The sequence below is a fragment of the Actinoplanes rectilineatus genome (assembly GCF_000962825.1).
Taxonomy (GTDB): Bacteria; Actinomycetota; Actinomycetes; order Mycobacteriales; family Micromonosporaceae; genus Actinoplanes; species Actinoplanes rectilineatus.
Map to the genome: position 1 here is coordinate 101,696 of NZ_JZKF01000009.1, position 12,976 is coordinate 114,671.

Annotated in this window: 10 protein-coding genes; 8 read left to right on the forward strand and 2 right to left on the reverse strand. The window is 70.4% G+C overall.

Annotated elements, in window-relative coordinates; genetic code table 11:
• Positions 1 to 483: 483 nt before the first annotated feature.
• The 7 genes from WH85_RS09935 (at position 484) to WH85_RS09965 (ending at position 10,661) form a co-directional block, all read left to right on the forward strand.
• Positions 484 to 1,980, forward strand: coding sequence for an amino acid permease (locus WH85_RS09935; protein ID WP_045741462.1), 1,497 nt, complete (start codon positions 484 to 486; stop codon positions 1,978 to 1,980).
• Between the two features lie 12 nt (positions 1,981 to 1,992).
• Positions 1,993 to 3,339, forward strand: a complete 1,347-nt coding sequence (locus tag WH85_RS09940) for a glutamine synthetase family protein (RefSeq protein WP_045741463.1) — start codon at positions 1,993 to 1,995, stop codon at positions 3,337 to 3,339.
• Positions 3,340 to 3,351: 12 nt separating this feature from the next.
• Positions 3,352 to 4,713 (forward strand): aldehyde dehydrogenase family protein, encoded by a 1,362-nt coding sequence (locus WH85_RS09945; RefSeq protein WP_211275323.1) that lies wholly within the window; start codon positions 3,352 to 3,354, stop codon positions 4,711 to 4,713.
• A gap of 2 nt (positions 4,714 to 4,715) precedes the next feature.
• Positions 4,716 to 5,480 carry a 3-oxoacyl-ACP reductase gene (locus tag WH85_RS09950; protein ID WP_045741464.1) on the forward strand — a complete coding sequence of 255 codons (765 nt, stop codon included), beginning with the start codon at positions 4,716 to 4,718 and terminating at the stop codon, positions 5,478 to 5,480.
• A gap of 169 nt (positions 5,481 to 5,649) precedes the next feature.
• Positions 5,650 to 6,369 (forward strand): gamma-glutamyl-gamma-aminobutyrate hydrolase family protein, encoded by a 720-nt coding sequence (locus WH85_RS09955; protein ID WP_045741465.1) that lies wholly within the window; start codon positions 5,650 to 5,652, stop codon positions 6,367 to 6,369.
• Positions 6,354 to 7,091, forward strand: coding sequence for a gamma-glutamyl-gamma-aminobutyrate hydrolase family protein (locus tag WH85_RS09960; protein ID WP_045741466.1), 738 nt, complete (start codon positions 6,354 to 6,356; stop codon positions 7,089 to 7,091). Before WH85_RS09955 ends, WH85_RS09960 begins: the two co-directional genes overlap by 16 nt.
• A 69-nt stretch (positions 7,092 to 7,160) precedes the next feature.
• Complete coding sequence (locus tag WH85_RS09965; protein WP_045741550.1) at positions 7,161 to 10,661, forward strand: SpoIIE family protein phosphatase; 3,501 nt, start codon at positions 7,161 to 7,163, stop codon at positions 10,659 to 10,661.
• Here the strand turns inward: WH85_RS09965 and WH85_RS09970 are convergent.
• Positions 10,648 to 10,962 (reverse strand): STAS domain-containing protein, encoded by a 315-nt coding sequence (locus tag WH85_RS09970; RefSeq protein WP_045741551.1) that lies wholly within the window; start codon positions 10,960 to 10,962, stop codon positions 10,648 to 10,650. The two genes, WH85_RS09965 and WH85_RS09970, sit on opposite strands and share 14 nt — an antisense overlap.
• A gap of 91 nt (positions 10,963 to 11,053) precedes the next feature.
• Between WH85_RS09970 and map the strand changes: the two genes are divergently transcribed.
• On the forward strand, positions 11,054 to 11,911 hold the full coding sequence (gene map, locus WH85_RS09975) for a type I methionyl aminopeptidase (RefSeq protein WP_045741467.1): 858 nt from the start codon (positions 11,054 to 11,056) through the stop codon (positions 11,909 to 11,911).
• A 322-nt stretch (positions 11,912 to 12,233) separates the two neighbouring features.
• On the opposite strand, the gene WH85_RS09980 is transcribed toward map, so the two are convergent.
• The gene (locus WH85_RS09980; protein WP_083448911.1) at positions 12,234 to 12,941 is read right to left on the reverse strand and encodes a nucleotidyltransferase domain-containing protein; all 708 of its coding nucleotides are present in this window, start codon (positions 12,939 to 12,941) and stop codon (positions 12,234 to 12,236) included.
• Positions 12,942 to 12,976: the final 35 nt, after the last annotated feature.

Genomic DNA, 12,976 nt, shown 5'->3' on the forward strand with positions numbered 1-12,976 from the left:
CGCTAGCAGTCGACCTGAGTGATGGGCATCGGCTGCGATCACCTCTCGTCGGGCCGGGGACGTGTTTGCGCGTTGCTGCGGTATCTCGTCCTCCTATCCAACTCAGCGTCTTGTGCCATTTGCTGTGTCGGTCGTTGCCGCCCGACACACCAAAGGTATGCCCACCGGAAGCAGATTTCTAGACTCGCCGCTGTAGATTTTTTAGGCTAAAAGTCAGACTGACCTGCGGAAACAGTTTCGGTGATCTATGGGGGAGCGGCGGCGTGGAGCGGGCGCTTGCCAGGAGAGAGGTGACCGCGCCCCACGCCGCCGCCACGGGTGGAGATCAGCGGCCTTCCGAGGTGCCGCGTGAATCCAGGCTCGCACCGGCGGGTGGACGCGGCAATGCAATTAACGCCGCTCATTGACGCCCGTAACACGACGGGGAGATCATCACGGGATCTCGTGGCTCACGTCACACCCTTCGGGCAAGGGGGCAATCGGATGACCACTGACGAGGAACGACTCGCCCAACTCGGATACCAACAGGAGCTCCATCGCCGGCTCTCCGGCTTCTCCAACTTCGCCGTCTCCTTCTCGATCATCTCCATCCTGGCCGGTGCGATCACGTCGTACGGCATCGCGATGACCGCCGGCGGACCGATCGCCATCACCCTGGGCTGGCTCTTCGTCGGCGTCATGGTGACCTTCGTGGCCCTGGCCATGGCGGAGGTCTGCTCGGCGTACCCGACGGCCGGCGCGCTCTACTGGTGGGCCGCCGCCCTGGCCAAACGCAACAAGGCCGCGTGGGCCTGGTTCGTCGGCTGGTTCAACTTCCTCGGCGAGGTCGCCGTCACCGCCGCGATCGACTTCGGCGCGGCGATCACCACCTCGGCCTTCCTCAGCCTGGCCTTCGACATGGAGGTGACCACCGGGCGGACCTTCCTGATCTTCCTGCTGATCATCGGCGTGCACGGCCTGCTCAACACGTTCGGCGTCAACCTGGTGCGATTGCTCTCCGACGTGAGCGCCTGGTGGCACCTCATCGGTGTCGCGATCATCGTGGCGGTCCTCGCGATCGTCCCGGACCAGCACAAGCCGATCTCCGAGGTGTTCCTCGAGGTCCGCAACGAGACCGGCTTCACCTTCGCCGGAGCGGGCGTCTACGCGGTGCTGATCGGCCTGCTGATGGCGCAGTACACGTACACCGGCTACGACGCCTCCGCGCACGTGGCGGAGGAGACGCACGACGCCGCCCGGGCCGCACCCCGCGGCATCGTGATGTCCGTGGTGGTCTCGGTGATCGCCGGATTCGTGCTGCTCTTCGCGATCACATGGTCCATCCAGGACTACGACGCGGCCCGGACCAGCGACCTGGGCCTGCCGCCCGCGCAGATCTTCATCGACGCGGCCGGCCACGACCTCGGCACGTTCCTGCTGTTCATCTGCATGGTGGCGCAGTGGTTCTGCGGGATGGCGTCGGTGACGGCGAACTCCCGGATGTCCTACGCGTTCGCCCGCGACGACGCGATCCCCGGATCGAGGATCTGGAAGAAGGTCAACCCCCGCACGGGTACGCCGACCAACTCGATCTGGCTCTGCGTCAGCCTGTCCACCCTCCTCGTGCTGCCGTCGCTCTGGAACACCACGGCGTACCTGGCCGCCACCTCCATCGCGGTGATCGGCCTCTACATCGCGTACGTCGGACCGGTCCTGCTGCGCCGCCGTGACCCGGACTTCCAGCCCGGTCCGTGGAATCTGGGGCGGTGGAGTGCTCCGATCGGATGGATCGCGATCGGGTGGGTAGGAGTGATCTGCGTGCTGTTCGTGCTGCCGACGGCAGGGCCGATCACCGCGTCGAACTTCAACTACACGATCGTGGCGGTGGCCGTCGTGCTCGGCGCGGCCACCGTCTGGTGGTTCGCCGGTGCGCGGAAGTGGTTCACCGGGCCGAAGCAGAACCTGATCGAGAAGGCCGCCCACGGCGAGCCGACCGACTGATAGGACAGGCATATGGACCTCGAGGATCTGGACGTGGCCGTCGGCAACGGCAGCATCGACACCGTGCTGCTGGCCCTGACCGACATGCAGGGCCGGCTGCAGGGCAAACGGCTGCACGGGCGGTACTTCATGGACGAGGTGGTCTCCGGCGGCAGCGAGGGCTGCAACTATCTGCTCGCCGTGGACGTCGACATGAACACCGTGGACGGCTACGAGATGTCCTCGTGGTCCACCGGGTACGGCGATTTCGTCATGCGGCCGGACTTCGACACGCTGCGGCCGGTCCCGTGGCAGCCGGGCACCGCCCTGGTCCTCGCCGACCTCTTCGACACCGCCGGCGATCCGGTGCCGGCCTCGCCGCGGCAGATCCTGCGCCGCCAGCTGGACCGGCTGGCGGCGCACGGCCTGACCGCGTTCGCCGGGACCGAGCTGGAGTTCGTCCTCTACCGCGACACCTACGAGGAGGCGTTCACCAAGCGGTACCGCGATCTGACGCCGGCCAACCAGTACAACGTGGACTACTCCCTGCTCGGGACCGCCCGGGTCGAACCGCTGCTGCGCCGGATCCGCAACGACATGTTCGGCGCCGGGCTGGTCCCGGAGAGCGCCAAGGGCGAGTGCAACCTCGGCCAGCACGAGATCGCCTTCCGGTACGCCGACGCGCTCACCGCCGCCGACCACCACGTGATCTACAAGAACGGTGCCAAGGAGATCGCCGCCCAGGAGGGCATGGCGCTCACCTTCATGGCCAAGCCGAACGAGCGGGAGGGCAACTCCTGCCACATCCACTTCTCGTTGCGGGGCGAGGACGACCGGTCGGCGATGCTCGGCGACGGCCCGGCCCATCTGAGCGTGACCGGTCAGCGGGTGCTGGCCGGCCTGCTCGCCACGATGCGCGAGTTCAGTCTGCTGTTCGCGCCGAACATCAACTCGTACAAGCGGTACCAGCCCGGGTCGTTCGCGCCGACCGCGCTGCGCTGGGGCGTGGACAACCGGACCTGCTCGCTGCGGATCGCCGGTCACGGCGAGGGCATGCGGGTGGAGAACCGGGTGCCGGGCGGGGACGTCAACCCGTACCTGGCGATCGCGGCTCTGGTGGCGGGCGCGCTGCACGGGATCGAGAACGAGTTGTCGCTGGAGGACGAGTTCGCCGGGAACGCGTACCACGACGAGACCGCGGAACGGGTGCCCGGGACGCTGCGCGAGGCGGCCGGACTCTGGTCGGACAGCGGCGTGGCGGAGGCCGCGTTCGGGTCCGGCGTGGTCGCGCACTACGCGAACATGGCGCGGGTCGAGCTGGCCGCCTTCGACGCGGCTGTCACGGACTGGGAGTTGCGCCGCGGATTCGAGCGAATGTGATCTAGTGACGCCATGAACGTGACGGACGTCATCAATCCGGCGAACGGCGCGGTCTTCACGACCGTACCCTCGCTGGGTCTGGAAGAGACCGACGCGGCGATCGAGCGTGCGCGGACCGCTTTCGGTGAGTGGCGGCGGGTCGCGCCCGGGGATCGGGCGCGGCTTCTGCGCCGCTTCGCCGCGGTGGTGGAGGACCACCTCGAGGAGCTCGCCCTTCTGGAGGTACGCAACGCCGGCCACACGATCGGCAACGCGCGCTGGGAGGCGGGCAACGTCCGGGACGTCCTGAACTACTACGCGGGCGCGCCGGAACGGCTGTCCGGCCGGCAGATCCCGGTGCCCGGCGGTCTCGACGTGACCTTCCACGAGCCGCTCGGCGTGGTCGGGATCATCGTGCCGTGGAACTTCCCGATGCCGATCGCCGGCTGGGGATTCGTGCCGGCGCTGGCCGCGGGCAACACGGTCGTGCTGAAACCGGCCGAGCTGACGCCGCTGACCGCGATCCGGCTCGCCGAGCTGGCGCTGGAGGCGGGACTGCCGGAGAACGTGTTCCAGGTGCTGCCGGGCAAGGGGAGTGTGGTCGGTCAGCGGTTCGTCACGCATCCGGCGGTTCGCAAGGTGTGTTTCACCGGGTCCACGACGGTCGGCAAGTCGATCATGGCGGGCTGCGCCGATCAGGTGAAGCGGGTGACGCTGGAACTGGGTGGCAAGAGCGCCAACATCGTCTTCGCGGACGCCGACCTCTCAGCGGCCGCGGCGGCGGCGCCGGGCGCGGTCTTCGACAACGCCGGCCAGGACTGTTGCGCGCGGTCGCGCCTGCTGGTCGAGGCCTCGGTCTTCGATAGATTTCTAGCGCTTTTCCAAGAAAATGTCGCAAAATTCCGGACATCTGACCCGACCAGCGAAGAGTCGGATATGGGCCCGCTGATCTCGGCTGGCCAGCGTGCCACGGTCGCCGGCTACGTCGGTGGAGCCGACGTCGCGTTCCAGGGAACCGCACCCAGCGGCGACGGATTCTGGTTCCCGCCGACCGTCCTGCTGGCCCGCTCGGCCGACGACCCGCACTGGCGGGAGGAGATCTTCGGGCCGGTGGTCAGCGTCCTGCCGTTCCGGGACGAGGCCGAGGCGATCCGGCTGGCCAACGACACCGAGTACGGCCTCTCCGGCTCGATCTGGACCCGTGACGTGGGCCGTGCCCTGCGCGTCTCCCGGTCGGTCGAGACCGGCGCGCTCAGCGTCAACAGCAACTCGTCCGTCCGCTACTGGACACCGTTCGGTGGCATGAAGCAGTCCGGTCTCGGCCGTGAGCTGGGCCCGGACGCGTTGCTGTCGTTCACCGATGTCAAGAACGTGTTCATCTCGATGGGGGAGTGACAGTGGAGCGTCTGCAGGACCGGGTCGCCGTGATCACCGGCGCCGGCAGTGGGATCGGCCTGGCCACCGCGCGGCGGTTCGCCGCCGAGGGCGCCGAGGTCGTGTGCGTGGACATCTCGGCGGAGGCCGGTGAGGCGATCGCGCAGGAGGTCGGCGGCGAGTTCGTGGCCTGCGACGTCAGCGACGAAGAGCAGGTCAAGGCCCTCTTCGACGGAGTCGCCGAACGCCACGGCCGGGTGGACATCGCCTTCAACAACGCCGGCATCTCCCCGCCCGACGACGACTCGATCCTGGTCACCGGCATCGAGGCGTGGGAGCGGGTCCTCAAGGTCAACACGACGAGCGTCTTCTTCTGCTGCAAGTACGCCATCCCGCACATGCAGCGTCAGGGCAAGGGCTCGATCATCAACACCGCGTCGTTCGTGGCCCTGCTCGGGGCGGCCACCTCGCAGATCGCGTACACCGCCAGCAAGGGCGGCGTGCTGGCGATGACCCGGGAACTGGGTGTCCAGTTCGCCCGGGAGGGCATCCGGATCAACGCGCTCTGCCCCGGCCCGGTCGCCACCCCGCTGCTGCTCGAACTGTTCGCCAAGGACCCGGAACGGGCCGCCCGCCGGCTGGTGCACGTGCCGATGGGCCGGTTCGCCGAACCGGAGGAGATCGCGGCCGCGGTGGCGTTCCTGGCGAGTGACGACGCGTCGTTCATGACCGCCGCGCAGTTCGTCGTCGACGGCGGGATCACCGGGGCGTACGTGACGCCGCTCTGATGTTTCAAAGCCCACGGGCTGGGGCACGATTCCTCATACGCCCAGCTGGAACAGGGTGTAGGGGTCGAATCCCCGCCGGCCCGGGCCGATCCCCGTGCCGGTGGGACAGAAGGGCCCGTCACGCGGCGCCGGTCATCCGGCGCCGCGCGCCTGTGATTACGGTGGAGCGATGCGTCCGATCATCGGGATTACGACCTACGTGGTGTCCGCCTCCTGGGGCGTGTGGCACGACCTCCCCTCCACGCTCGTGCCGCACGACTACACCGAAGCGGTCCGGCTGGCCGGTGGCCGACCGGTCCTGCTGCCCCCGGACGACCTCGACGCGGACGTGCTGCGGGCCCTCGACGGCCTGGTGCTGGCCGGCGGACCCGACGTCGACCCGTCGCTGTACGGCGCCGCCCGCGGCCCGTTCACCGAGACCCGGCCGGACCGGGACGCCGGCGAGATTGCCCTGCTGCGCGCGGCCCTGGACCGGGACATGCCGGTCCTCGGCGTCTGCCGGGGAATGCAGCTGCTCACCGTCGCCGCCGGCGGCACGCTCCACCAGCACCTGCCCGACGTTCTCGGTCACGAGAAGCACCGGCCCGCCCCCGCGGTGTACGGCGAGCACGACGCGACCTTCGCCCCCGGCAGCCGGATCGCCGGACTGATGGGCGAGGACGTCACCATCAACTGTTTCCACCATCAGGGCGTCGCCGACCCCGGATCACTGACCGTCACCGGATGGGCTGAGGACGGCCTGCCCGAGACGGTGGAAGATCCGGGACGCCGGTTTGTTCTCGGCGTTCAGTGGCATCCCGAGGTGAGCCGCGATGTGCGCCTCTTCGGAGCCCTGGTCGCGGCGGCCGCCGGAGTCGAGGAGGAACCCGCCGCATGCGCAGACCGCTGATCGGCCTCACCGCGTACGCCCAGCAGGTGAAGTACGGCCACAACGACATGATGGCCGGCATGCTGCCGATGACCTACGTGAAGGCCGTGCACGCCACCGGCGGACGAGCTGTGCTGATCACCCCGGACGACCCGGGCACCGACGTGATCGAGTCGCTCGACGGCATCGTGTTCACCGGGGGCAACGACGTCGACCCGGCGCACTGGGACGAGCCCCGGCATCCGGAGACCGACCCCGACGAGACCCGTGACGAGGCCGAGTTGCCGCTGATGCGCGCCGCCCTCGCCGCCGGCCTGCCGATCCTCGGTGTCTGCCGGGGCATGCAGGTGATGGCGGTGGCCACCGGCGGCTCGCTGCACCAGCACGTGCCCGACCTGGTCGGCCACGAACGGCACCGCGCCTCGACCGGCACCGACCCGCTGGCCGCGAACGCGTCCGACTACGGCCGCCACGACGTGGTCGTCGAGGAGCGGACGGTCGCCCACGAGGTGTTCGGGCGCACCCTGACGGTGAACTCGTTCCACCACCAGGCGGTCGCCGAACCGGGTGAGTTCGTGCCGGTCGGCTGGTGCCCCGACGACCGGATCATCGAGATCATCGAGCATCCGGCGCACACCTTCGCGCTCGGCGTGCAGTGGCATCCGGAGAGGACCACCGACCTGCGATCGTTCGAAGCCCTGGCCCGGGCGGCGTCGCGGACCCGTGCGACCGCGTCCGCCTGACCGGGCGACCGTGCTCCGGCGGTGTTACGGTGCCACCGGATCGGATTCCTTGCAGTGGGAGGCGTGGTGATGGGCGTCCTGCCGAGGCGGCTGAGCAACGCCTTCGAGCGGGGTGGCGAGATGGGCGCCCGCATGTCCGCACTGGACTGGTCCACCAGCCCGGTCGGTGATCCGTCCGGCTGGCCGCCGGAGCTGGTCGACGCGGTCGTCACGATGCTCGCCTCACGCGCGCAGATCGTGATCTTCTGGGGTCCGCAGTGGGTGGCCTTCTACAACGACGCCTACATCGTCACGATGGGCGACAAGCACCCCGGCCACCTGGGCCGTCCCGGCGCCGAGATGTGGGCCGAGGCCTGGGCGGTGCTGCACCCGCTCTTCGACGGGGTGGTGGAACGCGACGAGTCGTTCTACGCCCGCGACCACCTGTTCCGGATCGAGCGCTACGGGTTCCTCGAGGAGACCTGGTTCGACATCTCCTACGATCCGATCCGTGACGACGAGGGCCGGCCCGGCGGGGTGATGTGCATCGTTACCGAGACCACCGGGCGGGTCCTCAGCGAGCGCCGGGTGCGCACGCTCAGCGCCCTCGGCCGCCGGCTGGCCGACTCGCCCGATCAGGACGCCCTGGTCGCCGAGGTGCTCGCGGTGCTCGGCGAGAACACCGCGGACATCCCGTACGCGTCGCTGTCCCTGAACGACCCGGACCCGTCCCCGGCCGTCGCCGCCGTGATCAAAAGCGGTCGTCCGGGACGGCTCGACGACGCGCTGGTGCTGCCCGTCGGCTTCGGCGCGGACGCCGACGGTGCGCTCGTCCTGGGCGTCAACCCGTCCCTGGTGATGGACGACGACTACCGCGACTTCCTCGACCTGGCCGCGGCGCAGATCTCCCGGGCGGTGTCCAACCTGCGGGCGTTCGAGCAGCAGCGCCGCCGTGCCGCCGAACTGGCCGCGCTGGACCGGGCCAAGACGAACTTCTTCTCCAACGTGAGCCACGAGTTCCGGACCCCGCTCACCCTGATCCTCGGCCCGCTGGAGGACCTGCTCGACGACCCGGTCGTCCCGGCGGAGGTCCGCGAACGCCTCGCCCCGGTCCACCGCAACGGCCTGCGCCTGCTCAAGCTGGTCAACACGGTGCTCGACTTCTCCCGGCTGGAGTCCGGCCGGATGCGCGCCGAGTACCGCCCGACCGATCTGGCCCGGCACACCGCCCGGCTGGCCGGCACGTTCACCGCGGCCACCGAGCGGGCCGGCCTGGAACTGGCCGTCGACGCGCCGCCGCTGCCCGAGCCGGTCTACGTCGACCAGGAGCTCTGGGAGAAGATCGTCTTCAACCTGCTCTCCAATGCGGTCAAGTTCACCCGCCGAGGCCGGATCACCGTCCGGGTCCGGGCCGACCAGGGCTTCGCGGCGTTCACCGTCGGCGACACCGGCATCGGCATCCCGGAACACGAGCAGTCCCGCCTCTTCGACCGGTTCCACCGGGTCACCGGCGTCTGGTCCCGCAGCCACGAGGGCACCGGCATCGGCCTGGCCCTGGTCCGTGAACTGGCCGAACTGCACGGCGGGTCGGTCGCGGTGCGCAGCCGGCCGGGCCGGGGCAGCGAGTTCACCGTCCGGATCCCGTTCGGCACCGGCCACCTGCCCGGTGAGCGGGTCAACGAGGAGCCGGCCGCGGCCGAGTCCGCCGACTCCCGTCTCTGGGTCGACGAGGCCACCTGGTGGGCCGGTGACGGCCCGGCCACCCCGGTGCCGGTCGACGAACGCTCCGGCGGCCGCATCCTGCTCGCCGACGACAACGCCGACCTGCGCGAACACGTGTCGCGGCTGCTCGCGCCCTACTGGGACGTGGACACCGTGGTGGACGGCGTGCAGGCGCTGGCCGCGGCCCGGGAGCGGCCGTTCGACCTGGTCCTCACCGACGTGATGATGCCCCGGCTGGACGGCTTCGGCCTGATCGCCGCCCTGCGCGCCGACCAGAGCACCCGCGACGTCCCGATCGTGGTCCTCTCGGCCCGGGCCGGCGAGGAGGCCGCGGTCGAGGGCCTGGCCGCCGGTGCCGACGACTACCTGGTCAAACCGTTCTCCACCCGGGAACTGATCGCCCGGGTCCGGGCCAACCTGGAGTTGGGCCAGCTGCGCCGGGAGATCGTCAACCGGCTGCGGGGCGTGGTCGACGCCGCCGTCGCGATCAACGCGGTGCCCAGCACCGCCGGGGTGCTCGACATCGCCGCCCGGCACGCGCAGACCATGACCTCGGCCGGCCGGGTCGTGCTGACCGTCTCCGGCGCCCGCGCCGAACGCGACGGCGGCGCCGACCCCTCCGCCCCGCCGGACGTCGAGCTGCCGCTGCCCGACACCGGCGGCGTCTCCCTCGGCGAACTGCGCGTCTGGTCCGGCGCCGGCACCCCCGCCGACCACGTGGTACTCACCCAGCTGGCCCGGCTCGTCGGCCTGCGCCTGGCCAACGCCCGGCTGTACGAGAGCGAGCACCGGATCGCCAGCACCCTGCAGCACAGCCTGCTCCCGCAGACGCTGCCCCGCGTCCCCGGCGCCATCGTGGCCGGGCGCTACCTGCCGGGCAGCAGCGAGGCCCTGGTCGGCGGCGACTGGTACGACGCCATCGCCGGACCGGACGGCGAGGTGATCCTGGTGATCGGTGACGTCGTCGGCAAGGGCGTGCACGCCGCCGCGGGCATGGGTCAGCTGCGCAACGCGCTCCGGGCGTACATCCTCGAGGGTTTCGACTGTGGCTCGTCGCTGAGCCGGCTGAACCGTCTGGTGGACACGCTGGGCCGCCGCCAGTTCGCGACGGTGCTGTGCGTGGCGTTCGATCCGCGCAGCCGGCGGTTGAGGTACTCCTCCGCCGGGCACCCCTCTCCCGTGCTGGTGAAACAGGGCGAGGCCGGGACGTTTCTGTACCGGACGGCGCTGGGTCCCCCGATCGGGGCACTCGGTGATGTCGACTATCCGACCCGGGAGGTGGAGCTGGAGGCGGGCAGCCGGCTGCTGCTCTACACCGACGGACTGATCGAGGACCGGGTACAGGCCATCGACGAGGGCCTCGCCGAGCTGACCGCGGACGCGGCCAAACCGACCGACCACATCGAGGACCTGCTCGACGCCCTGCTCGCCAAGGCCGGCCGCCAGAAACGCCGTGACGACATCGCCCTGATCGCCCTCGAGGTGACCGAGCCGCGCGAGTTCGTGCTGCGGCTGCCCGCCGAACCGGGCCGGCTCACCGTGCTGCGCCGCCGCCTGGAGGACTTCCTCACCGCGCACGCGGTACCCGACGAGGACGCGTTCGACCTGGTCGTGGCGGTCTCCGAGGCGGCCGCGAACGCCATCGAACACCCGGTCGAGCCGGCCGAGCCGATCATCGTGGTGGAGGCGTCCCTCGACGAGGACGCGGTGACGGTGACCATCGTCGACACCGGCCGCTGGCGCCCGGCCACCGACCCCGGGTTCCGCGGGCGTGGGCTGGCCCTGATCGGCGCGCTCACCGAACTCTCGGTGCGCCGATCCCCGAACGGCACCTCGGTGACCCTGCGCCGCCCGATCAGACGGACTTGAGCCAGGGCTGACCGCCCAGGCCGGCGATGTCCAGCACCCGGCGCACCCGCTCGGAGGGGATGACCTCCAAGGCGCCCGGGTAGTGCTCGGCGAGCCGGATCAGCGTGTGGATGGCCGCCGAGTCGAAGAAGGTGACGGCCCGCAGGTCGAGCGTCGCGCGACCGGTGCGGTCCGCGGTGGCCGCCCGGAACACCTGGTCGGCCGTGGCCATGTCGACCTCACCGGTCACGGTGACGGTGACCCGGTCACCGGTCACCTCACCGATCGCCGAGAAATTCGGGTCCTGGCCGTCTTGATCCACCAACACACGATTTCACAGCGTCACGGGAGCGGCAAGAACAGGGCGGTCCGCTCCGGTTCGGGCGTGCCGCGGGGCGGATAGTCTGTGGTACATGACCGTACGTGCCCCTCTCGTGCCGGGAAGACAGTCGCGTGAGCGCGCGGTCCCGGCGCACATCGTCCGCCCCGAATACGTGGGGAAGAAGCGGCCGCGGGAGTGGCGGGGCTCGCATGTGCAGACCCCCGAGACGATCGAGCGGATGCGCGTCGCGGGCCGGATCGCCGCCCAGGCCACCGAGCTGGCCGGGGAGCACTGCAAGCCCGGCGTGACCACCGACGAGATCGACCGGGTGGTCCACGAGTTCATCCTCGACCACGGCGCCTACCCGTCGACGCTCGGTTACAAGGGCTTCCCCAAATCCTGCTGCACCTCACTCAACGAGGTCATCTGCCACGGCATCCCGGACTCGACGGTGCTCGAGGACGGCGACATCATCAACGTCGACGTCACGGCGTACCTCGACGGGGTCCACGGCGACACCGACGCCACCTTCTGCGTCGGCGAGGTCGACGACGAGGCCCGGCTGCTGGTCGAGCGCACCCACGAGGCGATGATGCGCGGCATCCGGGCGGTCGCCCCGGGCCGCCCGATCAACGCCATCGGCCGGGTCATCGAGGCCTACGCCCGCCGTTTCGGTTACGGCGTGGTCCGCGACTTCACCGGCCACGGCATCGGCGAGACGTTCCACTCCGGCCTGTACATCCCGCACTACGACAACCCGCGCCTCGACACCGTCATGGAACCCGGTATGACCTTCACCATCGAGCCGATGATCACCCTGGGCACCCACGACTACGAGGTGTGGAAGGACGGCTGGACCGTGGTCACCAAGGACCGCAGGTGGACGGCCCAGTTCGAGCACACCCTGGTCGTGACCGAGGACGGCTACGAGATCCTGACCCTGCCGTGATCCGGCCGCGTGCGGTGCGGTCACTCTCCTTTTCGTGTACGCGATGACGACGGTCCCGCCTCCACCCGCACCCCGAGTGCCGCGTCCGCCGGTGGTCGGAGTGTCGCGCCTGTCGTGACCGCCGCGTCCGGGGCGTGGCGGTTCCGGGCGGTCTGCACCGCCGCGGTCACCACGGCGGGCGGGCTTCGGGCGTGCCTGAGAAGTGCCCGTCCCGCCCGCGACCGGGGTGCGGGTTCGCCCGCGAGCGGCGGCGGGTTCGCCCGTCCCGTCCGCGACGGGGGTGCGGTGCTCCGGGCGTACCCGAAAAAGGGGGAAGGTCCCGTCAGTCGAAGAGGGCGCCCAGTGCGCCGTCCACCGGCCGTCCCCGGGCGCCGAGCTCCTCGCCCTGATATTTCAGGATCGCGCCCAGCTCCTGGGTGTCCGCGGACGCCAGCCCGGTCCGGCGCACCGCGTCCGCCGCGTTGCGGAAGTGGGTGCGGGTGAGCAGCCCCGTCACCAGCGCCGCGTGCAGCCGGGCCTCGGCCATCAGGATCAGGGCCGCGTCGGTGTCGAACCACTGGGCGAGCCGGACCGCGCGGGTGTGCGCACCGCTCGCCACCGCCCAGTCGTGCCGGGCCATGCCGGTGAACTCGATCGGGCGGGCCTCGGCGAGCAGGCTGAGGTGGGCCTCCCGCTGGTCGGTGAACCATTTCTGCGGGTCGTGCAGGGGGAACGTGGTGATGTACTGGTCGGCCTGCAACGGCCACCGCGGTGTGAGCGCCCGGGCCTGCCCCAGTCCTTCCTCGCCGGTCGTCACGCGCAGCTCGACCGGGATGCCGTCCACCTTGCGCAGTGCCGGTTTCGGGCCGGTCTTGGGCCGGTAGGTGACCACGACCAGGTTGATGTCGCTGCCGTCGTTGTCGTCGCCGTGGGCCATCGAGCCGCACAGCCCGATCGCCTGTACGTCGGCGGGCCAGCGTTTCTGGACGGCGTCGCGCAGCCGGGCTGCCAGGGAGCCGCGGACGGTGGTGGTGTCGAGTTCCTCGATCACGCCCTCATTCTCTGCCATCCGGGGTGGGACGGCAT

Bases quoted from the DNA above. Each gene is read 5' to 3' on its own strand.
- WH85_RS09935 (WP_045741462.1), top strand. From the start codon at position 484: ATGACCACTGACGAGGAACGACTCGCCCAACTCGGATACCAACAGGAG.
- WH85_RS09940 (WP_045741463.1), top strand. From the start codon at position 1,993: ATGGACCTCGAGGATCTGGACGTGGCCGTCGGCAACGGCAGCATCGAC.
- WH85_RS09945 (WP_211275323.1), top strand. From the start codon at position 3,352: ATGAACGTGACGGACGTCATCAATCCGGCGAACGGCGCGGTCTTCACG.
- WH85_RS09955 (WP_045741465.1), top strand. From the start codon at position 5,650: ATGCGTCCGATCATCGGGATTACGACCTACGTGGTGTCCGCCTCCTGG.
- WH85_RS09960 (WP_045741466.1), top strand. From the start codon at position 6,354: ATGCGCAGACCGCTGATCGGCCTCACCGCGTACGCCCAGCAGGTGAAG.
- WH85_RS09965 (WP_045741550.1), top strand. From the start codon at position 7,161: ATGGGCGTCCTGCCGAGGCGGCTGAGCAACGCCTTCGAGCGGGGTGGC.
- map (WP_045741467.1), top strand. From the start codon at position 11,054: ATGACCGTACGTGCCCCTCTCGTGCCGGGAAGACAGTCGCGTGAGCGC.